Raw genomic sequence first — 23546 nt, 5'->3', positions numbered from 1 at the left:
TTACTAAGTGGCTGTGGGCAAACCTAGAGGGAAAAGGTTTGTTTTGGAAAGAACAGTGTTGTCTGTTATAATAAAGTTAAAAATACAGCTTGAACAGGAGAAACATATGAAATTCATCCATTTGTCAGATCTTCATCTGGGAAAGAGAATCCATGGATTTTCCATGTTGGAAGACCAGAAGTATATATTGGAACAGATCATACAGATTGTAAAACAGGAACAGGCAGACGGTGTGCTTCTGGCGGGGGATCTCTATGACAAACCAGTCCCTCCCATCGAAGCGGTTCAAGAGCTGGACCGGTTTCTCACAGGCTTAGCCAGTCTGGGAATCTCAGTCTTTGCGGTCAGCGGCAATCACGATTCTGCTGAGAGAATCGCCTTTGGAGCACGGCTTATGCAGGAGAGAGACATCTATTTGTCTCCGGCATATGACGGCAGCACAGCGAAAATCTGTGTGGAAGATGAATACGGCGAAGTCTGGATTCACCTGCTTCCTTATGTCAAACCAGCGGCTGTGCGCCACGCGTACCCGCAGGAGGATATTCAGACTTACCAGGACGCAGTACAGGCAGCAGTACGGCACATGGAAGTAGACACCGATAAGAGAAATATACTGGTGGCTCATCAATTTGTGACGGGAGCTTGGACTTGTGATTCCGAGGAGATCAGCGTAGGCGGGGTGGACAATGTGGAGGCTTCTGTCTTTGACGAGTTCGACTACGTGGCGCTAGGGCATATACACAGTCCTCAGAAGGTGGGAAGGCCGCAGGTCCGGTACTGCGGTACGCCTTTGAAATATTCTTTTTCTGAGGCAGACCAGGAAAAGTCGCTTACCGTGGTACAGATAGGGGAAAAGGGAAGCGTTCAGCTTCACACGATTCCGCTGAAGCCCCTTCGTGATATGCGAAAAATACGGGGATCTTATCTGGAAGTGACTGCCCGCTCTTTTTACCAGGGAATGAATCTGGATGACTATTACCAGATCACTTTGACGGATGAGGAAGACATTCCAGACGGTTTGCAGAGGCTGAGGACGATTTACGGGAATCTGATGCGGTTGGAGTATGACAATCAGAGAACCCGGGAAGATCAAGAAATCGACCGGGCGGAGGAGATTGAGAAAAAATCAGAACTGGAATTGTTTGAAGAATTCTATCAGCTTCAAAACAATCAACCCATGAGTGACCAGCAAAGAGAGCTGGCCAGAAAACTGGCGGAAGAGATTCGGGAAGATGAGGGGAGAGAGCCATGAGACCAGAGAGATTGATTATCAGCGCCTTTGGGCCCTATGCCCAGAGGGAAGAAATAGACTTTCGCAGACTAGGAGGACATGGCCTGTATCTGATCACAGGAGATACAGGGGCAGGAAAAACCACGATTTTTGACGCGATCACTTTTGCGCTGTATGGAGAGGCCAGCGGAGAGGTGAGGGAATCGGGAATGTTTCGAAGTAAGTATGCCGAGGCAGACGTTCCCACCTATGTGGAACTGACATTTTCCTATCAAGGGAAAATTTACCAGGTCAATCGCAATCCGGAATACCAAAGACCGAAAGCGAAAGGAAATGGAGTTACTACACAGAAGGCGGATGCCAGTTTAATTTATCCAGATCTACGTCAGCCGGTCACAAAGACCAGAGAAGTGACCAAAGCGGTGACGCAGCTCTTGGGCCTTGATTATCGGCAGTTCACACAGATCGCAATGATTGCCCAAGGAGATTTTCAACGGATGCTTTTGGCGGATACCAAGGAGCGGGGAGAGATTTTTTGCCGGCTGTTTCACACAGAATCGTTCCGCAGGATGCAGGGACGTCTAAGAGAGGAGGAGCTGAGGCGTAAGAAGGAATACGACGAAGGCAGAAGGAGTATTGTTCAGTATCTGAATGGAGTGAGCTGTCCGGCGGAATTTGCGTATGCCGCGGAGTATGGGGATCTAAAGAAAACACGGTTTGAGGGAAATGTACAGAGAGGATTGGAGATCTTAGAGATTTTGCTGAGTCAGACAGGTATAGAGCTGGGAGAATCCAGCAGGGATAAAAATCTGCTGAGCAGGAGGATACAAGAGCTGGAACAGGTGCTGGGAAAACTGGAGCAGGAGAAAAAATACAGAGAAGAGCTGGAAAAAAAGAGAGAACTCCTGACACAGATCATTCCCAAACTGGAACAGGCTAGGATTAGGCTGGAAGAACAGACGGAGGCAGCAAAGGAGAATGAACTGTTTTTTGAGAAAATACGCCAGGGAACGGAGCAGCTTAGAGAGTGCGAAAGATTGGAGCAAGACCGGACGCTTCTGAGAAAACAGGAAGAAGACCTGAGGGAGAAAGAGGGAGAGCTTCAAACAAAGGAGGCAAAAAGAGAGTTATTATGGGCTCAGATACAGGAAAAACAAAAGAGCTTGGAGTCTCTTAGCCTCGTGGAAGCACACAAGGAGAGATTGGAAAACAGATTCCGTCTGCGAAATCGTCAGAAAGAAGAGCTTAGCAGTTTACGGGAAGAGTGGACTGCGGTAAGAGCGGATCAGGAAAAAGAGAGGGAAAAACAGGACAGAGCACAAAAGGAACAGCAGAACTTAGAAGCAATGGCGGAAAGGCTGGAAGATGAGAGTGAAAAGCTTAGACGCTTAGAGGGACAGAGAGAAGCCCTGGAACAAAAAAGAGAACAGGTGGCTGGACAAAAGCAGCGAGTTCTAAAAGCCCAAGAAAATCTGAGTAGTCTTTGGGAACAGCGCGTGGGAGTCGAGCAGAAGCTGGAAGTGTTCACAGAAAAAGAGAGAGAATTAAGACAGCTCATAGAAGAACTGTATCAGCGAGCTCAGGAATGGAAAGACTCGGAGACTCAGGAGCAAAAACTGTGTTATAGACTGGAAGAATTACAAAAGGCCACGGGGGAATTTCGGACTCTGAGAACTCAGCGGACGGATCTTTTAGCGGAAGAATCTTTGATACAGAAGGAGTACGAGAAGCTGAGCTATTTGGAGGGACAAAGAAAGGCGCAGGAAGAGATCTGGCAGCAGGAATGGGAAAAAGTCAAAGACACGGAACATAAGGCGGCTCGGCTGGCAGAGGAAAAGGCAGCTCTGACGATACAAATCAATGAGTCAAAGCAGCTGGGACAGGAAGTGAAAGAGGTTCAGGATTTGTTGGCTCTGCAAAGAGAATACCAGGAGGCTTACCGACAGGCATACCAGGAAAAAGAGGAATGTCTTAAAATTTATCAGCGAATGGAAAAGCTCTTTTTTGACGCTCAGGCCGGTGTGCTGGCCCAGGAATTGACGGAAGGGGTTCCCTGTCCGGTGTGTGGCTCCATCCATCATCCTCTTCCCGCTGTTTGCCCCCAAGAAGCTCCAGAGAAAGAGGCGTTGGATAAAAAGAAAAGAGAGCTTTCCGGGAAAGAAGAAAGGGTGCAGAGTCTGAGCGCGCAGGCTGGACAGCTTAAGAACCGTCTGGAAGAGAAAAGGAACAGACTGAGCGATCAGGGGGTTCAATGGGAAACTTTTGAGGAACTTCCTTTCGTGTCAGAGCAGCTTTGGGGACGGTTAGAAGAGTTAAAAGAACGTTTGCAGCGAAACCTTGCAGAGACAAAGCGGCTGCACGAGGCAGCAAAGATGAAAGAAAGGCTGGAACAGCTTTTGGCAAAGACCCGGGAAGAATCCCGGGAAAACCTGGGCTTATCCCATCAAAAGGAACAGAGGCTGGCGGTGCTGAAAAGTCAGGCCAGGGAAAAAGAAGAGCAGATTTTCAGATGCGTCCAGCGAGCCAAGGAGCTGGAACCGGATTTGGAAGAGGTGATAGAGCCGCAGCGGCTGTCAGAGAAGGAATTGGAGATTGAAGAAATAGGGAGGGCTTTGGAAGAACAGTGCCGCAGGATAAAAGACTCCTGGGAAGAGGCTGGCCGTCAGGCTAAGCAGTATGAAGCGTATCGGCAAAGACAGGAAAAGTGCCAGGAAGAATTGGAGGATATCTTGGAGGGCAGACAGGACCTTGGCAGGCAGTTAGAAGCGCTCAAAGGGGGAGAGGAGACACTGAGGCAGCAGGCAGAAGAGGAACTGGCGCAGATGTACGAAAAGGCAGCAATCCCGGGAAAACCCGATTTGTCATCCAGGGAAGCAGCGAGGGAGAGCTTTAGCCGTGTGAGCGGATGGATTGGGCAGCAGGAAGAAGAGGTGAAGGCTCAGTTAAGAAACCAGGCTTTGGCAAGACAAAGACAGGGAGAGCTTCTGCTGCGCAAAGAAGAATGCAAGGAGTCGCTCACGCAGATTCAGCAGGATATCCAGCAGACGCTTAGTTCTCTGGAAGTGCTCAAAGACAGGGAGGCAGCGGTTCAAAGACATCTCAGGGAAAGTCTGGCGGCTGAAGATGCTGCCTGGTCGTATGACTGGGAACAGATTCAAAAGCTGACCGAAGAAGAACAGGTGGAGACAGTGAGAGAAGCCGAAGGCATCGCGAAAAAGGCTCTGGACGAGTGCGAAAAAACGTTGGATGAAGTTGAGAGAAAGATTTCTTTGAAGCGTCAGTTAGAACAGGAACTGCCAGAGCATAGCGAAGAGGTAGAAGACTTGGCCGCCAAGATACAGGAGCTGCAAAAAACGATAGTACGGCTGCGGACTCAAAGAGAAAATCTGAATCTTCAAATTCAGCAGAGAAGGCAAAGCCTGGAAGAGAAGAGTGAGCAGGAGATCATACAGGAGATTCAAAATTACCGTGAACAGGCGGAAAGGAGAAAGAGAGATTTCGAGGCTGCACAGGAGGCTTGGAAAGAACTCGAGACAAAGGAGACGAGCTTGAAGTCAGCGATCAGAACCCTGGAGGGACAACTGGAAGAAAAAGAAAAACCTCAGGAAGAGGAAATTAGGGATGAGAAGAGACAGTTGGAGGAACGCAGGACACAGCTGGAGGAGAAAATTTTGAGATTTCATGCTTTGCAGGACAAAAACCAGGAGATCTATCAGCGCGTCTGTGAGCAGCAGCAGACTTCCGTGAAGCTGGAACAGGAATACCGATGGGTGAAGAACCTGTCAGACACTGCAAACGGTGAGCTGACGGGAAAGAGAAAGATGACGCTGGAGACCTATGTCCAGACGAATTATTTTGACAGAATTCTGCGGAGAGCGAATCTGCGTCTGCTGACGATGAGCAGCGGCCAATACGAGCTGATACGGCAGCAGGAGACCGAGAACAGGCGGGAAAAAACAGGGTTGGAATTGGATGTTTTGGACCATTACAACGGAAGCAGAAGAAGTGTGAAGACGCTCTCGGGGGGAGAGTCTTTTCAGGCGTCATTGTCCTTGGCTTTGGGATTGTCGGATGAGATACAATCCTGTGCAGGGGGAGTACAGCTGGATGCCATGTTTGTGGACGAAGGATTCGGTTCCCTGGACGAAGAAGCTTTAAGTCAGGCGGTGAGAGCTCTGGGAAGCTTGGCAGACGGAAAGCGAATGGTAGGGATTATCTCTCATGTGTCGGAGTTGAAAGAACGGATAGAAAAGAAGATTGTAGTCAGAAAATACCGTGGAGAACGAGGACGGGATGGAAAGAGGCAGATCGGCAGCAGCGTGCAGGTGTCAGGGGGAGAGTAGGGGGCTTCAAGCAAAAATCAGGAGGCAGGTGATGATTCACCTGCCTCCTGGTGGTTTGTCGAATTAAAATCCATTTTTCTCTAAGAACGCTGCAGCCACGTCTTTTTCGTCTTTTTGAAGCTCATCAATCTGATAGTTCATCTCCTGCATACTTTCGTCAGTCAGCAGAGGAGCCAGTTTTTCAAAAACGTCTTGAATCTCTGGATATTTTTCCAAGATTTCACCGCGAACTACAGGAATCGCGTAGTAAGGCGGGAAGAAATTTTTGTCATCTTCTAGAACTGTCAAACCGAATTTTTTCAGCAGTCCGTCTGTAAGGAAAGCGTCGATCACATCACTCTCTCCACTCATGAGAGCGGTATAGCGAGGAGAACCGTTAATACCGGTTTCCTCCGCGAAAGTCAGACCATAAGTTTCCTTCAATCCTGGAAGGCCATCGCCACGGTTCATAAATTCCAATGTCGGAGAGATTCTCAACTGTCCATTCAGACTCTGGAGATCACTCATTGTTTTCAAGCCGTATTTCTCAGCGAGCTCCGGTTTTACCGCAAGGGTATAGGTATTGTTGAAGCTCATCTGGGACAGGACATCTAAGTCGTACTTGTCTTTGAATTCGTCTTTTACAGTCTGGTAGGCTTTGTCCACATCGGAGATCGGTTCATAGCCCAAAGTATCTGCGTAAGCGGTACCGATGTACTCCATATAGACATCCACTTCGCCGGATTTTACAGCATTGAATACGACCTGTGTGCCTCCTAGGTTAGATTTTCGGCTTACATTGAGATCTGTCTCTTTTTCTATCGCCTGGGACATCAGTTCACAGAGTAATCTTTGCTCTGTATAGTCTTTGCCGCCCACAGTGATGGTATCTCCCTGTGGAGAGTTCATAGTAGAACGGATGCCGGACACCACAAAGAAGATGACGATAAGTGCTCCGGAGACGATCAGAATCGCCTTCTGGCGGGCACGCTGCTTTTTAGATGCAGCATTCTTGTTGCGCAGACTGACAGGAGTGACAAATTTTTCCACCATGCCTAGCAAAAAATCCACTAATAGTGCTAGCAGACAGGCGGGAATCGCTCCGGCCAGAATTTGACTGTTATTTACCGTACTGATTCCAGAGAACACGAGGTAGCCGAGACCGCCTCCTCCGATAAAAGCAGCCATGGTCATCAATCCCACGGCAGTTACCGCGGAAATTCTGATGCCAGCCATGATCACTGGGAGGGCAAGAGGAATCTGGATTTTAAACAGAATTTGTGTTTTAGTCAGTCCGATTCCCTTTGCAGATTCCAGAAGCTCTGGGTCAATTCCCTGGATTCCAGTGAAGGTATTTTTCACAATCGGAAGAAGGGAATATAAAATTACGACGATGACAGAAGGAAGGACACCGATTCCCAGAAATGGAATCGCGAATCCTAGCAAGGCCATACTGGGGATTGCCTGGATAATACTGGCAATTCCTAAAACGGCTTTGTTTAATTTCTTTACATAGCTGATCAGAAGTCCTAAGGGAACTCCGATCAAAATCGCCAGACCAACTGCAATACAAGTTAGCTGTATGTGGGCTATGAGAAGAGAGAGAATCTGTGATTTGTTCTGAACAACATATTCAAGAAAAGCTGTCATAGATTAAATCCCTCCTCATCCATATCGATAAACTGCGCGCTCATAGTGGAAACCAGACTACTCTTGGTGATAAGTCCACAGAGCTTTCCATCCTCGTCAATGACGGGTACATTGGAGGTGGAGTGCGTCTTTAATTCTTTTAAGATAGTGACAATATCCGTATCAGGATTTGTGGAAAGAATGGGCGGATGCATTACATCTTTGATTAATCCTTTCTTCTCATCCAATTGACGGATGTCTTTGGTGCGGACGACACCCAGGAAATTTTTGGTTTTGTCAACGACCATCAAGCTGTCAACTTTATTGGAACGCATTTTTTCTACTGCACGTACCAGCGGAAAACTAGGCGGACAGCTGATAGGTTCTGTAATCATGATATCTCGCACTTTGATGAAATTCGGGGACTCCCAGATACGGTGCTTGCCGACGAAATTGCTGACGTACTCATTGCAGGGAGCTTTCAGGATTGTCTCCGGCAGATCATACTGTAAGATCTCGCCTTTGTACATGATACAGATCTTATCCGCGACTTTGACAGCTTCCCCCATGTCATGGGTGACGAAAACGATGGTCTTTTTTAACTCCTCCTGAAGAGTCACCAGCTCGTCTTGAAGCTGAGATCTGGTCAGGGGGTCAAGAGCGCTGAAAGGCTCGTCCATTAAGATGATTTTGGGGTCCGTGGCAAATGCACGGGCGACTCCGATACGTTGTTTTTGGCCGCCGGACAGTTCACTGGGATAGCAGTCTAGATATCTGGTGGGCATGTTGACCATTTCCATCATTTCCATCGTTTTTTTTGCGATCTGCTCCTCATCTCTTTTTTCTAGCCGCTCAATCAATTCAATGTTTTGGCGAATCGTCATGTGAGGAAAGAGACCTGTGGATTGAATGACGTATCCCATGCTTCTGCGAAGCTGGATGAGATTTTCACTCATGATATCTTTTCCGTCTATGAGAATCTGGCCGGAAGTGGGTTCGAGAAGTCTGTTAATCATTTTTAGTGTGGTGGTCTTCCCGCAACCACTTTCACCAATTAATGTGACCAGTTCACCAGACTCAATCGTAAAATTCAGATCTTTCAAAATAGTTTGTTTTTCAAACGATTTAGTGACGTTACTAAATTGAATCATGGATACCTCCTTGTTGATACTTATTGGGTTAACCCAATATGAAAAATACTTCAAAAAAACTGTTCTGTCGAAAAAACCCGTATCCGGTTTAAGTTTATCATTGAAGATATTAAGAAAGTATAAATATTTTTGATAAGATGTAAGAATGGCCGTATAAATTAGCGTTTCAGAGGCTGTCAATAGAATGTCCCATATGAGGGCAAATATAAGTTTTATAACCGGATTTTTTCAGCAGATTTGAAAAAAGAATTTTAAAAATATTATAACATAAGAATAAAGCAATGTAAAATTAAGTGGAGCTTCCGAGGAAGATGATTAGCCTTAACTTACTCGGAACGAGTTTAGATTTTTTATGGGTATCCTAATAATGTTAAGTTGTAGTATGGATATGATAAAGGAAATTAGAAAATTTGCTTATTTTTTTCAAAATTCTTCCAAATAAAGGTGACTTCTGAAAATTTACATAAAAATGCAAATTTACATACATTTGACATAAAGTTTACTGGGATTTGATTGAATTTGGCGCGTGAGGGCTCCTATAATAAGACCGTGAGCGATATTTCAGCTAACAGGATTCAGAATATGGAATCGGAAAGGAGTTTTAACTGTGCTGGAACTGAAAAATATTGTAAAAAGCTTTGGCGGAAATGTAATTTTAGATGATATCAGTCTAAATATAGAGGAGGGGGAAATTGTATCAATTCTGGGACCTTCAGGAAGCGGTAAGACGACCCTGCTGAATCTGATTTTAGGTATCACCGATATTGATAAAGGAAGTCTGGTGTATAACGGACGGGATTTGACGAGAGTACCCATGGAACAGAGAGGATTCAATATTGTGTTCCAGGACTATGCACTGTTTCCGAATTTAAATGCATATCAGAATATCACCTATGGTCTGAAAAATAAACCAGGGATTTCTTCCAAAGAAGAAGTGGAGGAGCTGATTGACTTGCTGGGTCTTCGGGAGCACCTAACCAAGAAAATCGAACAGCTCTCAGGCGGCCAGAAGCAGAGGGTGGCTTTGGCGAGAACCATGGTGATGAAACCGAAGATCTTACTGTTGGATGAACCTCTGAGCGCTCTGGATGGAGTCATCAAAGAGTCCATCAAAGACCGGATTAAGACAATCGCCAGAGAGTATCATCTGACGACGATCATCGTGACCCACGACCCGGAGGAGGCGCTGACGCTGTCAGACAGGGTGTTGATTATCAATAAGGGAAAGATTTCACAGTATGGAAAACCTGAGGAAATCATTAACCGCCCTGACAACTCATTTATCAGAGAATTCATTTTGAATCAGTTAGAGATCAAGAGAAATAACATTTTTTCCCTGTTTCAGTGCGGGCTGACTGCGTAAAGGTGTCGGAATGAAAAGTACAAAGAACATAGAGATCAAACTGATATTTATAGCTGTGGCTGTGTTATTCCTCTGGTTCTTGGCAGCTCCCATTATCATGCTGCTTTTGAAATCCTTTCAGGATGATACTGGCAGAATCTGGCTTCATTATATGGAAGTATTCACCACAAAAGGATTTTGGCAGGCGGTGGGAAACAGCTTTCAGGCGGCAGGCAGCAGCGCGGTGGTCACGACGATTCTGGCTTTCGTGCTGGCTTACACAGTCAATTATACGAATCTGCCCAGAATTTTAAAGAAAGTGATCCGGGGCGGCGCGGTGCTGCCAATGCTGCTGCCCACAATTACTTATGGTTTTGCGATTATCTACTCCTTTGGAAAACAGGGTTTAGTGACTAGGCTTTTGGGAAGACAACTTTTTGATATTTATGGATACGGAGGGCTTCTGCTTGGTTACGTGGTTTACACACTGCCGGTATCTTTCCTTCTGATTCAAAATACCATGAACTACATAGACAAGAAATTTATGATTGTGTCCCGCGTCATGGGGGACAAGGGTGTGAAGACCTTTGGAATTACGGTTCTTCGGCCTCTGTTGGGAACTCTGGCTGCATCTTTGGTGCAGTGTTTTTTCCTGGCGTTTACGGATTTTGGTATTCCGGCGTCCGTGGGGGGACAGTACGAGGTGGTGGCTTCCGTACTCTACGACGAGATGCTGGGGAGTCTTCCGAACTTTAACAACGGAGCCGTGGTGGCCATGGTAATGCTGGTGCCCTCTGTGGTCAGCATTCTGCTGCTCCACTATCTAGAGAGATACAATGTGCAGTACAATAAAATCTCACTGGTGGAAAACTTCAAAAACCGCCTAAGAGACGGTGTCTTCGGAGTGTTTTCAGGGGCAGTGATGCTGATGATTGTCATCCTGTTCGCAGTGGTATTCATCGTTCCATTTGTGAGAGAATGGCCCTATGAGATGGCGTTTACTCTGGACCATGTTAAAGATGTGTTCCAGGACGGTGAGCTGTCTGGCGTGTTCAGAAATTCCTTGTTTGTGGCGATCATGACGGCTGTCGTAGGATCTCTGGTGGCTTACGGTGCAGCGTTGATCACGGCTAGAAGCAAGCTTACGGCCAAAACTAAGAACGTGGTGGAAGGGATTGCCCTTGTCACCAACACGGTTCCAGGTATGGTGATCGGTATTGGATTTATGCTGATGTTCTCAGGGACGAGCCTGCAAAATACTTTCTTATTGATTATTGTCTGTAACGTGGTTCACTATTTCTCCACGCCGTATTTGATGATGAAGAATTCTCTTCAGAAGATGAATGGTTCCTGGGAGACGACGGCGATGCTGATGGGAGATAGCTGGCTTAAGACGATTTTTCGGGTAGTGACGCCGAATGCGCTGCCTACGATTCTGGAAGTCTTCAGTTACTATTTCGTGAACGCGATGGTGACAGTCAGCGCTGTCATTTTCATCGCGGGGGCAAAGACGATGGTGGTGACGACGAAAATCAAGGAGCTACAGCACTTTGCCAAGTTCAACGAGATTTTTGTGCTGTCTTTGTGTATTTTATTCACAAACCTGATTGCGAAGGGCATTTTCCGGGTTATTGCAAGCTACAGGAAAGCAGGCAGCCAGGATTCTAAGACAGAAGGAGCGAAGAAAAAGAGGATCGCAGCCGGCGTGGCGGCAGGAATGCTGATCTGCGCAGCGGGTGTCTTTGTTTTCGGCCTAAACGGAGGTTCAGGCAGTAGCGAAAAAGTAATTATTTATTCCAACGCGGATGATGAGGCGGTGGACGCCATCAAAGGTGCGCTGGACGATAACGGCTACAAAGGCAAATACATCTTCCAGACCTTCGGTACCTCCGAATTGGGAGGAAAACTTCTGGCGGAAGGGAAAAACGTAGAGGCGGATTTGGTTACAATGAGTTCCTTCTATCTGGACAGCGCCCAGGAACAGAATCAGATGTTCGAGAAGCTGACCTTTGAGGCACAGACACTCTCAGAGACTCCAGACTTCTATCGTCCGATTACCTCCCAGGAGGGGGCGATCATTGTCAACACCGAGGTAATGAAGGAAGAGAATCTTCCCATGCCGAAATCCATACGGGATTTGGCGGACCCAGTCTACGCGGGACAGATCTCTGTGACGGATATCAAGAGTTCATCTACCGCATGGCTTCTCATCCAGGCTCTGGTGGAAGAGTACGGCGAAGACGAGGCCAAGGACATTTTGACCGACATCTACAAGAATGCAGGACCGCATATTGAGGATTCGGGCTCCGGTCCGCTGAAGAAGGTTCGTTCTGGTGAGGTAGCAGTCGGTTTTGGGCTTCGGCATCAGGTGGCGGCTGACAAGGAAGACGGGCTGCCTGTGGACTATGTGGACCCCACAGAGGGCAACTTCTCTCTGACAGAGTCAGTGGCTGTGGTCGACAAGAAAGAGGACACGAATCCACTGGCGATGGAGATGGCGGAATGTATCGTCAAGAACGGAAGAGAACAACTTCAGAAGACCTATCCGAATGCGCTGTATGTGGGAGAGACCACAGACAAGTCCAATGAGTCGGCGTATCCAAGAGTGTTTTCAGAGCCTTTGACAGCGGAACTGTTGGAAAGACATCAGAAACTGTCAGAGAGCTGTAAATAAAAGCAGTAAAGTAATTATAGAAAGAAAATGAAACAGAAAAGAGGAAAAAGAGATGATTCAGTACAAATTATTGACCCCAGGACCACTGACCACCACGGAGAGTGTGAAAAAAGTAATGATGGAAGACCACTGTACCTGGGACGACGACTATAAACAGATCACCCAGAAAATCCGTAAAAATCTTCTGAAGCTGGCCCATGTGTCAGAGGAAGATTATACGGTGGTTCTGATGCAGGGAAGCGGAAGCTTCGGTGTGGAATCTGTGCTGACCAGCGTCGTAGGAGAGGAGGATAAGCTTTTGATCGTGGCCAACGGAGCTTACGGAGAGCGTATGACAGATATCGCCGATCATGCGAAGCTTTCCTATGCGGTTTACCGTGTGGATTATGACCAGGTTCCTTCTGCGCAGAAGGTGGAGGAGATCTTAAAAGGTGATCCTGCGATCACCCACGTGGCGATGGTTCACAGTGAGACGACCTCTGGAATCCTGAACGACATTGCTTCCGTATCCAAGGTGGTAAAGGCAGCAGGAAAGACCATGATTGTGGATGCCATGTCCAGCTTTGCAGGCGTGGATATCCAGGTGGAAGAGCTGGGCATTGACTTTTTGATCAGCAGCGCCAACAAGTGCATTCAGGGCGTTCCGGGGTTCTCCTTGATCCTCTGCAATCGCAAAAAGCTGATAGAAAGCCAGGGGAAGGCAAGAAGCCTGTCTTTGGATTTGTACGATCAGTGGGAGACTATGGAGAAAGATGGAAAATGGCGTTTTACCTCTCCGACACACACCGTTCTGGCTTTCGCGAAAGCTATGGAAGAGCTGGAAGAAGAGGGAGGAATTCAAGCTCGGTCAAAACGTTACTATGACAATAACCGTCTGTTGATTCAGAAAATGAAAGAGTTGGGAATTCGCACCTACATCGGAGAAGAACACCAGGGACCGATTATTACCACATTTTTCTATCCGGAACACTGCAATTTTTCCTTCCAGGAGATGTATGAATACATAAAAGAGCGCGGTTACGCCATCTACCCAGGAAAGGTGACGGATGCGGACACCTTCCGCATCGGCAATATCGGAGAGATCTATGAGGAAGATATTCTGAAGCTATGCGGGATTTTTAAAAGTTTTTTTGATAAAATGAGATAAGAAGATTGGCATGGACTTTTCATTATTTTGGACAAGAGGAGAATGAAGATGGGTAAGAAGATAGAAGCAGTGATATTTGATTGGGCAGGAACCACCGTGGATTATGGTTGCTTTGCTCCGGTGCAGGCGTTCACAGAGGTGTTTAAGGAGGCCGGCATTGAGCCGACGATGGAGGAGGTTCGGGAGCCTATGGGAATGCTGAAATGGGACCACATTCGGACCATGCTGAGGATGCCGAGAATTGAGGCAGCGTGGACAGAAAAATATGGGAAAAAACCCGAGGATACGGACGCTGACCAACTGTTCTCGAAGTTTGAGCCGTCTCTTCTGAAAATTTTGAATCAGTTCTCTGACCCAAAGCCCCATGTGGTGAAGACGGTGAATGAGCTCAGAGCAAAAGGAATCAAAATTGGTTCCACGACTGGGTATACAGACACAATGATGGAGATCGTGGTGCCGGAGGCGAAGAGACAGGGATATATACCGGACTGTTGGTACAGCCCGGATTCTACGGGTGGAATGGGACGGCCCTACCCGTATATGATCTTCAAAAATTTGGAGGCATTGAAGATCTCTGGTGTGGGCAGAGCAATCAAAGTGGGAGATACAGTCTCTGATATTAAGGAAGGGAAAAATGCGGGAATGTTCACCGTGGGAATATTGGAGGGCAGTTCTGTGATGGGTCTGACCCAGAAGGAATATGAAGGACTCTCTGAGCAGGAGAGAGTTGATCAGCTGGTGAAAGCTGAGAGGAAATACAAAGAAGCAGGAGCAGACGCAGTGATCAGAGATATCTGCGGTGTTCTGGAATTTATTTAAGACAGGAAAATGAAAGGAAGATGAGGGACATGGAGTTCGGCCATGTCTCTTTTTCATATTCTGCCCATCTGTTTGGTGATTGACTTTACCCTGATCATTTTTTAAAATAGTTTTAAGACTGAAAGTTAAGGAGACATCTGGGGGTTGCGCGAAGGGAAAAAATAAGGTGGGAAAGAAGATTATATGTTGTATGCGAAGTTATTTGGAAATTTTCAGATTTTTATAGGGGGGGGGTACTAAGGATAGCACAGAAATTCTGAGTGGGAAGAGTAGTTCTAGCCGCTGCCTAAAATTACTTCAGATTATGCTGGCTCATGCGGGAGAAGGGATATCTAGAGTGTCACTTCTGGAGTATCTCTATGGAAAAGAAGAGATTTCGAATCCGTCCAATAATCTTCGAGTGACAATGCACCGGCTTAGAAGTCAACTTCGTGAGGCTGGGCTTCCTAAAAGCGAGTACTTTTTGCTGAACCGTGCGACAGGCATCTATCGGTGGGATGAGAGAATTCAAGTGAAAACGGATGTACAGACCTTTGAGGACGAACTGGAATCCGCACGCCAGGAAAAAGACACAGAAAAGAGAGGAAGATTTTTGAGAAAGGCCTGCATTTTATATAAAGGTGAATTCTTAGAGGACATGGGTCTGGAAGAATGGGTGATCGTGCGTGCGGTGAAATACAAAGAGAAATATAAGAAAGCGATGAGAGAGCTTCTGAAATTGTTAAGGGAAAAGGAGGAACACGAGGAGATTGTACAGTTGTGTGCAAAGGCTGTGAAGCTTTACCCTTACGACGAGTGGCAGGAGGAGATGATCGACAGCCTAGTACAACTGGGAAGGAAAGAGGGTGCGCTGCAACTTTGTAAAGATACATCAAAGATGTATTGGGAAGAATTGGGAATTTCAGTTTCCGCACGTATGACAGAGCAGTATCACAGGCTCACGGGAATGCTCCAGGGTAGTATGAAGGACATTCAGAGAATTGAAAATCAGTTTAAAGAGACGAGGCAGGAGGCAGAAGCGCTGTATCTAAGTTTTCAAAGCTTTGTGGATATCTATCGGTTGCTGAAGCGCATATCGGGAAAAGGAGGACGGCCAGTCTACGTGGCGGTGTGTTCCCTCTGGAATTCGGAGAACCATTCCAGCAGGCCGAAGCGGACGGAAAGATTATCCATGTATCTGAGAAAAGCGCTTCAGTGTTCTTTGAAGAGAGACGATGCTTTTACGAAGTACAGTGATTTAGAGTATCTGATACTTCTGAGCGGCAAAGATCGGGAAAACTGTGAACAGATTTTCGATCAGGTTCGAAGGCAGTTTTCACGGCAGAGCAAGAGCTGGGCGAGATATTTAAAGTTTGATTTGTTTCCAATTGAAAGGGAATGATAATTAGTAATGTTATCCCTATTTATGAGAAGGTAAATATTAAATATTAAAGAAAAAATGGAGCGCTGAAACTTAGCAGCTCCGTTTTTTTTTACGTATTTTGTGCAAAAAGGAACAAAAGGTAAGGATATTTAGAACGAATTTGAAGAAAAAAATGAAAGTATGAAAATATGGAAGGATGTAATGCTTTTCGTAATTTTGAGGCTTTTATAATAGACATCAAGAGAAAAAACAGAGATATGTTTTGGAAAATAAAGAAAACATCGGGGACCAAGGAGGGAGATAAGATTGTATAGTGAAAAGAGACGCGTACTGGCGTTTGTGCTGGCGATGCTTTTGATTTTTACGTCTGGGGCCTCGTTTGTACTGGCTGAGGGCGAGATGGAACAGGGAGAGCTAAGCGGCGAGGGTCTGTGCGAGCATCATCCCGTACATACTCCAGAGTGCGGCTACCAGGAACCGGACGAGGGCAGTCCGTGCGTTCATGAGCATACGGAAGAGTGTTATGTCCTGGATGAGAACGGAGAACAGGTCTTAAACTGCGGTCATGTACATGATGAGAGCTGCGGTTACCGTGAGGCAGAGACCGGAGCACCATGCGGGTATCACTGTGAGATATGTACAGGTGAGGATACGGAACAGCCCGCCGAGGAGATTTCGATTTCCCAATGGACTTGGAACGATGAGAGAGGAGTATTGAGCGAAGAGGACGGAGGCTGGGTACTGGATATGGAGGACAGTGCGGCAGTTGACCGTGAGGATTTGTACTCCATGTTGCCTACGGAGATCACAGCTCAGGTGCAATTGCCGGAGGGCGAGCCGGAAGTCACGGAAAAACCAGAGGAACCGGCGGAAGAAGCGGACTCCGAAGAAGAGCCAGGTACAGAGGTGACGGACTTCGGGGAAGAGCCTGTGGAAATGTTTCTGGAGGACGGCGAGTCTGATTGGGATTCTGAGGCTGACAGTGGAACTGAGATGGAGACATCGACTGAGGAAATAGGAACACGGGAATCGGAAGAGGAACAAGAGACGGCTGAGTCCGGCGCCGGTGGGACAGCGGACGACAGCACCAGCGGTGCTGAAATCAAAACAGAAAACCTGGAAATCGCCTGGGACATCGAAGATTTTCCGGAGGACGGCGCCCAGGAAGGAAACTATGTCCTAAATGCGGCTCTGCCGGAAGGCTATGAGCTGACAGATGGGGCTGGAACCTTACAGGTGACGTTGAGGCTGGGAGAAGCTCAGGTGTACACGAAACTGCCTGAGGGAGAGATTCCGTATTCAAATCATACGGTAAAGGGTATCTCACCAGTGGGAACTACGATTAATTTGTTTGACTATTGGTTGGAGGAGCAGACGAAGGCGGATGATAAGAGGCCTAATAATTACCAGAATTTAGGCATTAATGAAAATCACGCTCTGTTGTTTGGAAACGATCAGCAAAATCTAGCTGTAGAGCAAGTACGGGGAGAATGGAATCACTGGACAGGGAAAAAACCTATTAATGCCAAGTGGCCATACTCAAATATCGTGGAAAAGAAACTGGTGGACGGCTATCCTATAATGAACGGAGAGGATGTGCTGAAGTATTATGGTGAGGGGTATCCAAGAGGGGAATCCCTGTCCTATCTGTTTAATCCCAATTATGAGCAGGAGGGGAAGGCGACCTACAAAAATGTGCAGGGGCTGCTGCAGATCGACGAGGAAAACTACTATTATTATGACTGTACCCAAAACTACGCGGTTTATTATGATGACACGAGGTCGTTTGCTCTGTATGATGCACCAGCGGTGAAGCCAGGAGGGGCTAAAAATGGACAGTTCTTTCCATTCAACGCGGCAGATCAAGTGTTGGAGGAACAAGGTGGACAATTGGTGGCGAAAGATGTCAATGTGAAAAATGCTCTGCTGAACCATTATTTTGGGATGACAATGACCACTCGCTTTATACAGCAGCATGGAGGACATACGAAGCCAGACAAGGCACAGCCAGTTACTTATGAATTCTCCGGGGACGATGATGTTTGGGTTTTCATAGACGACGTGTTGGTCGGTGATTTGGGAGGAATTCACAATGCGGCTTCACTGAAAATTGATTTCTCAACGGGAGAGATTTTCATCAATGATAATCCTGATGGGACACTGAGAGAAAAATTTGAGAGTGCCGGGGTCAACGGCAAATTTGCGGACGGTTCCAATACCTTTCGGGATGATACTTACCATACGCTGAAGTTTTATTACCTGGAAAGAGGGCATAGTGATTCTAACATGTCCCTGAAGTTCAACTTGGTTACGATTCCAGAGAGCTCTGTGATTAAGGTCGATCAGACCGGAGAGGAGATTAAAGGAGCTGGTTTTAGGCTGTATGCGGCGAATGAGGAGTATGAATATAATGAACAAGATTTGATTGCGACGGGTGTCACAGATGAGAATGGAGAATTTATCTTCATGAAAGACGATGCCATACTGGGGTTAGAAGATATCTACCAAGAAGGTAAGGTTTCTAGGCTGGTTTTGATGGAATCAGATACTCCGGAGGGATACCGTTCCATGAAGGAGTACCGCTTTTACTTTCGCAAATCAGGGAACAATCTGGTCTTGTTGTCTGCAAATCCTTGGGAGACAGGGGCGTACGCCAGCTCCAATGTCACGGTACAGGCAGATGAAGAAATAAGCCTTGTGGGAAAATCGCAAGAAATAAACCTGAAAAACGGCACGATGTTCGCTGTGGTACTCCAATACCAAGGAGAGGATTCCAGTGGTATGGAAAATCCGAATAACTGGCATGCAGTGTCCGGAGAACCGATCGCAGGCTGGAAGGTCACAGAGGATACAGGAATGGATGGGATTTTGACGGCAGCTAAGGAGAATCAACATCCGTTCATTGTGACTCCTGACGGAGCGTATACAACGACAGTTCAGGACCTGCCAGGCGATATTATGAGCTATTACTATATGCTGAGTGATGACGAAAAAAGTCAGGCGAAGTATACTATTGGATACTTTTATACCAACGCAAATAGCATTGACGGGGCGACAAAAGATAATACCTCCCGCGTCGATAGTGATGAGTTTGAGAGATTATTCTCTGTAAACTTGTATGTTCCCAATGTGAAGAATAATCTGTATGTGCAGAAATTAGATGAGAATGGAACTCCAATTTCAGCTGCCAAGGAAAGCGGAGAAGCGACGTTTGCACTCTATAAAGTGGATGAGTTTTTGGCAGATGGCAACTATGCCCCCACAGAGAGTGCCCTCGAGAGGACTGTTACGACTTCTGATATGAAGCAGGAAGAGGGGGCTCCCTTTGATCTGACGGGCGGCGCGATGTTCTCAGGAATTCCGTTGGGTAAATATTATCTGGTGGAGATAGAGGCTCCTGAGGGATATAAAAGAAGTGAGACGTCGATTCCGGTGATTGTGGATAACACAGGCGTCTATGCAAACGCCGGGACTGAGGACGATGGGATAGCCGTGGAGCGCGGCGTGGGTTCTATTGTGCGTAGTATGATTCAGTTTGCGGCGGATGATAAGGTGGATGCGACTCTGCATGACATCAAAGTCGGCCAAGAGACGGCGGAGGACTATTACCAGGAAGAATCGTGGAAGAGGTCGAATGAAGCAGAGGACCTGCACCTTCAGTATCTCAATGGCAGTGAAAATTTGGAATATGGGCCGGTAGATGGCAAAGGAACGACGACTTGGAGGAATGAGGTCGGATGGTCCAGGCTCGTGATTCAGCAGTGTCTGCTGCACGGCAACAAAGGTTCTTATAAACAGGAGCTGGGAGACCAGAATCTGATCGAATTATTTTCCCGGACCGTGATTGTATCGGTGGAGAATCAGACGCTGGGAAATCTGAAAGTGTCCAAGGAAGTCGTAGGGCCGGCGGGGGAAGGTCAAGAGTTTACATTTGAGATAACTCTTACAGATAAAGACGGGAAATCGCTGGAAGGCAGTTATCCGGCTCAGAAGACAGGCAATACTGATGGGAACAGTGCGATAGAGAATGTGTCTGATGGTTCCCAGGTAACGCTTCAGGGTGGTGAATCACTCTTGGTAGAAGAGCTGCCAGCGGGTACGAAATACGTAGTGAAGGAAGTAAAAGGGAATTCCGATAATTACAGCACGGTGGTCTCCGTGGATGGCTCCGTTCAGGAAGGAGACGAGGTGAGCGGAGAAATTCCCAAAAATGATACTTCCCAGGTGGCGTTCAAAAACATCTTCCTGAAGCCTGCCCAGGTTGAGTTGAAAGGCAGAAAGACTCTGATCGGAAGGAATCTGAGACCAGAAGACAGCTTCAAATTTCAGCTGACAGGCGGCAATGATGAGACGAAGAAAGCTATAGAGGCTGGAATTGTGAAGATTCCTGAGAACTCCATTCAGGTTCAGTGGAAAGGAACAGACAGGCAGCAGGAGTTTCCTCTTGGCTCCATTGAGATTCTGGAAGAAGGAATCTATTGCTTCCATGTGAATGAGAAGCTGCCAGAAGGAGTTACACAAGAGAATCCGGTGGGAATAGACGGGATACGATATGACAGCCACACAGCTGAGATAATCGTAACTGTGAAAGCAAATGAGGAGGAGACAGAGCTGACCTCCACTGTGACTTATGACAATTCGACGGCGATTGCAGAAGAGGATAAGAATGCAAACTTAGCGGCATTTACGAACAGTCTGACCGGTAAATTTTCTTTCCTTAAAACAGACGGAGAGGAGAGTCCTTTAGCCGGTGCGGAGTTCGTGCTGTACGAGCTGGTATGTACAAAGACTTCTCATGACCACGATAAACGACTTCAGGTGGACGCCCAGGGAAATCTTGTCTCTAATTCTGAAAATGCAGGATGCTGGGAGAAGATTTCAATTCAGACATCGGCAGCGGATACTGGTCTGGTAGAATTTAAAAATCTGTCCTCGGAGGCTTTGGAATATCGCCTTGTGGAATACCAGGCGCCGGATGGTTATGTACTGCCGGATGGTCAGTGGAAGGTGACCTATGATAAGGACAGCGGCAGCTTCCAGGTAGCCGACGCCAAGAAGAAGCTGGGCAACCCGGCGGCCTTTGAGAAGATAAAAGGGAAAAATGCTTCCTACCAGGTGAGAAACTACCGGCCAGGGGAACTGCCGGTTTCAGGCAGCAGGGGAACCAAGGTATTTCTGTTCATTGGAGGTGCTCTGATGATGGCGGGAGGCTTCTGGTATCTAAGGATTCGCTTGAGACGGGCCAGAAGCTGACAGAGGCAGCAGCTCTGTTTGAAAACCTTAGAAGGCGGGCGGCAAAAGTCGCCCCTTGAAATAAATATGAGGTTTAGTAGTAAGGAGGAAAATTCTATGAAAATGAAAAAAAGCAGCTCAGTGATTTCGAAGATCTTGGCCCTGTGCCTGGCAATGGTACTGTCTCTGGCTATGGGGATAACGGCGATGGCGGCGCCGGAAGGAGGGCTAACGGGTTCTGAGACAGCCGACGTTACAGTTGACGGCTTGGATACAGAAAATGAGGTAACAGTAGAAGCATATCAAATTATTACTGTGAATATTGATTTAGAATCTGGACAGCCAAAGAATCCGATGTACACCTGGAATTCAGAGGTGGTAAAATGGCTGAAAGATAATGGTTATGGTAATTATATTGGTAGTGGAAATGCCGTTCAAGATGCTTTTGGAGATATGAGTGCGGACAATCAGAAAGAATTTCTGGAAAAGCTGGCCAATGGAATTAAGACGGGAACCTGTGACTTGGACGCGACTGATACAATGAAATCAAACTCTGGGAGTGTAACCTTCGAGAATATGTCAATGGGCGAATATCTGTTGATTGCAAGTGGCGGAGTGAAGATTTACCAGCCGACGACAGTGAAATTAGTTCCAGAGTACAAGGATGGGAGTTGGAAAGTAGGAACCCCTGTGGTGGGAACGGATTCTGTGATGAAAAGTACGGAACCGACCATCAGCAAAGAGGTGGTAGATAAAGATGACGAGACCGTTGCTGTGGGCGATGAGGTGACTTTTAGACTGAAGGCAATAGTTCCGGATTATCCAGAGGATGCAACATATCGCAAATTTGTAGTAAGTGATAAACTAGGAACCGGTTTTGACTATAGTGGAGATGAGACAATTAAAGTTTTCAGAGATGAAGCAGGACAACAAGTGATTGGCAACGAGAATTATACTATCGCAGAAACACCAGAAAAAGAAAGAACTTTCCAAATCAATTTTGAGGATGCTTTTATCACTGAAAATGCAGGTCAAACAATTTATATTACTTATCGTGCAGTTGTAAATGATGAGGCTTTTACAGTAGACGAGTTGAAGAATGACGCATTTTTAGGGTACAACAATGACCCATATGTAGGCTCTGATTATGAAACAGATACGACAAAGAAGGTTTATACTTACGGCATTGAGGTAAAAAAAGTTGACAAGAATGGTGGTATATTGTCGGGTGCTGTCTTTACCTTGAAAAAAGGTAATAGTTTGCTGAAGTTTGACGGAGTGGATGGCGTCTATACCCATAACTCTGAGGGGACAAGTTCAGAAGTTGAAGTAGGAGCAAACGGAGTACTGAAGCTGCAGGGCCTGGATGTGGGCACATATATTTTGGAAGAGGTAAAAGCGCCGGACGGTTATGTACTTCCTACCGGTAAAATTACGATTGTTATTGAGGATAAAGAGCCTGACGGAACAATTGATGGTGGCGATGGTGTAGTGACTTCTGACGGAACAATTAAGTTAAAAGAAAAAGCTACTGTAAATACGAAGGTAATTTCTCTAATCGTAGAGAACACAAGCGCTGAGGATGCGGGCTTTACCCTTCCTACCACTGGTGGTATGGGCACGACAATCTTCACAATCGTGGGAATCCTGCTGATGGGCGGTGCTGCTGCGATGGTGGTTGTGATTTCCAGAAGAAAAAAACATGGATACAAGTAATTTTTTAAGAATGGGTTTGAGCTGAATGGGACGAAAAACCGAAAAAGAGCGCAGAAGAAACCCATGGATATTCCTGGCGCCCCTGCTGGTCTTTGCGGCGGGCGCTGGGATTTTCCTTTATCCGGCCGTCAGCAACTTTCTAGCGGAGAGGGCGCAGACGAATGTGATACGCAGCTATCAGGCGGCGGTTGACGAGTCAAATCGGCAGAAGTTGGAAGAGGAGTGGCAAAAGGCAGAGGAGTACAACGAGAATCTGGCAGGCGACCCGGTACATGATCCTTTTGTGATGGGGAGCGGATATGTGCTGCCGGATAACTATGAGGAAGTGTTGAACTTGAACGGCGACGGCGTGATGGGATATCTCGAGATACCGAGAATCGACGTGGAGCTGCCGATCTATCACGGGACCAGCGAAGAGGTTCTCGAAAAAGGGGCTGGACATCTGGAAGCCACAGCGCTGCCCATCGGCGGAAAAAACCGGCATCCGGTGATCAGCGCCCATCGAGGGCTTCCGAGTGCCGAACTGTTCACCCGGCTGGACGAGATGGAGATTGGGGACTGGTTCTATCTCAGTGTTTTGGATGAAACATTAGCTTACGAGGTGGACAAAATCACAGTGATTGAGCCGGAGGAACTAGAATTTCTGACGCCGGAGGAAAACAGAGATTTACTGACTCTGCTGACTTGTACGCCTATGGCGTGAATACCCACAGACTTTTAGTGAGAGGTACGAGGGTTCCCTATGAAGAAACAGAATTCACAAAGACGGGCAAAGAGCCTGAAAAAAGTGACTCCTGGAGAGCACAGTATCTGAGAGCCGTCCTGACGGGGGCAGCCCTGTTGGCGGTTCTGGGACTGATTATCATTGGGCGGCGTCGAAGAAGGGGCAGACACAGGGATTCGAATTAAGGTGGCAAGGA

The 23546-nt window shown here is 46.9% G+C and carries 13 protein-coding genes; 11 read left to right on the top strand and 2 right to left on the bottom strand.

The genetic code is table 11. The features are described 5' to 3' along the window. The first annotated feature begins 106 nt into the window (after positions 1 to 106). On the top strand, positions 107 to 1252 hold the full coding sequence (locus BLHYD_RS13620; RefSeq protein ID WP_040350734.1) for an exonuclease SbcCD subunit D: 1146 nt from the start codon (positions 107 to 109) through the stop codon (positions 1250 to 1252). Continuing rightward, a complete protein-coding gene (locus BLHYD_RS13615; RefSeq protein WP_005950154.1) occupies positions 1249 to 5574 on the top strand; it encodes an AAA family ATPase in 4326 nt (1441 codons plus the stop codon). The genes BLHYD_RS13620 and BLHYD_RS13615 overlap by 4 nt, the downstream gene beginning before the upstream one ends. 63 nt (positions 5575 to 5637) lie before the next feature. Here BLHYD_RS13615 and BLHYD_RS13610 read toward each other — a convergent pair whose 3' ends face one another. Together BLHYD_RS13610 and BLHYD_RS13605 are read right to left on the bottom strand one after the other, a co-directional pair. After that, positions 5638 to 7203, bottom strand: a complete 1566-nt coding sequence (locus tag BLHYD_RS13610) for an ABC transporter permease/substrate-binding protein (RefSeq protein WP_260784526.1) — start codon at positions 7201 to 7203, stop codon at positions 5638 to 5640. Next, a complete protein-coding gene (locus BLHYD_RS13605) occupies positions 7200 to 8333 on the bottom strand; it encodes a betaine/proline/choline family ABC transporter ATP-binding protein (protein ID WP_021845073.1) in 1134 nt (377 codons plus the stop codon). The genes BLHYD_RS13610 and BLHYD_RS13605 overlap by 4 nt, the downstream gene beginning before the upstream one ends. Before the next feature lie 607 nt (positions 8334 to 8940). Here BLHYD_RS13605 and BLHYD_RS13600 point away from each other — a divergent pair. The 9 genes from BLHYD_RS13600 to BLHYD_RS13560 all read left to right on the top strand — a co-directional run bounded on the left by BLHYD_RS13600 (position 8941) and on the right by BLHYD_RS13560 (position 23535). After that, a complete protein-coding gene (locus tag BLHYD_RS13600) occupies positions 8941 to 9696 on the top strand; it encodes an ABC transporter ATP-binding protein (protein WP_021845074.1) in 756 nt (251 codons plus the stop codon). A gap of 10 nt (positions 9697 to 9706) precedes the next feature. Continuing rightward, a complete protein-coding gene (locus BLHYD_RS13595; RefSeq protein WP_005950165.1) occupies positions 9707 to 12349 on the top strand; it encodes an extracellular solute-binding protein in 2643 nt (880 codons plus the stop codon). Between the two features lie 52 nt (positions 12350 to 12401). Then, entirely contained in the window at positions 12402 to 13496 is a 1095-nt protein-coding gene (gene phnW, locus BLHYD_RS13590) for a 2-aminoethylphosphonate--pyruvate transaminase (protein WP_005950167.1), read from the top strand. Between the two features lie 42 nt (positions 13497 to 13538). After that, positions 13539 to 14315, top strand: coding sequence for a phosphonoacetaldehyde hydrolase (phnX, locus tag BLHYD_RS13585; RefSeq protein WP_005950169.1), 777 nt, complete (start codon positions 13539 to 13541; stop codon positions 14313 to 14315). A 337-nt stretch (positions 14316 to 14652) separates the two neighbouring features. Further along, positions 14653 to 15696 carry an AfsR/SARP family transcriptional regulator gene (locus tag BLHYD_RS13580; protein WP_242648403.1) on the top strand — a complete coding sequence of 348 codons (1044 nt, stop codon included), beginning with the start codon at positions 14653 to 14655 and terminating at the stop codon, positions 15694 to 15696. A 288-nt stretch (positions 15697 to 15984) separates the two neighbouring features. Then, positions 15985 to 20931, top strand: coding sequence for a SpaA isopeptide-forming pilin-related protein (locus tag BLHYD_RS13575; RefSeq protein WP_005950175.1), 4947 nt, complete (start codon positions 15985 to 15987; stop codon positions 20929 to 20931). 96 nt (positions 20932 to 21027) lie between these two features. Next, positions 21028 to 22626 carry a SpaH/EbpB family LPXTG-anchored major pilin gene (locus BLHYD_RS13570; protein WP_040350737.1) on the top strand — a complete coding sequence of 533 codons (1599 nt, stop codon included), beginning with the start codon at positions 21028 to 21030 and terminating at the stop codon, positions 22624 to 22626. 25 nt (positions 22627 to 22651) lie between these two features. Continuing rightward, complete coding sequence (locus BLHYD_RS13565; RefSeq protein WP_005950179.1) at positions 22652 to 23329, top strand: class C sortase; 678 nt, start codon at positions 22652 to 22654, stop codon at positions 23327 to 23329. Positions 23330 to 23346: 17 nt separating this feature from the next. Next, the gene (locus BLHYD_RS13560) at positions 23347 to 23535 is read left to right on the top strand and encodes a hypothetical protein (RefSeq protein ID WP_005950181.1); all 189 of its coding nucleotides are present in this window, start codon (positions 23347 to 23349) and stop codon (positions 23533 to 23535) included. The last annotated feature ends 11 nt before the right edge of the window (positions 23536 to 23546 follow it).

The sequence above is a fragment of the Blautia hydrogenotrophica DSM 10507 genome, assembly GCF_034356035.1.
GTDB classification, from domain to species: Bacteria; Bacillota; Clostridia; order Lachnospirales; family Lachnospiraceae; genus Blautia_A; species Blautia_A hydrogenotrophica.
This window is presented reverse-complemented; position numbering and strand designations above follow the sequence as displayed.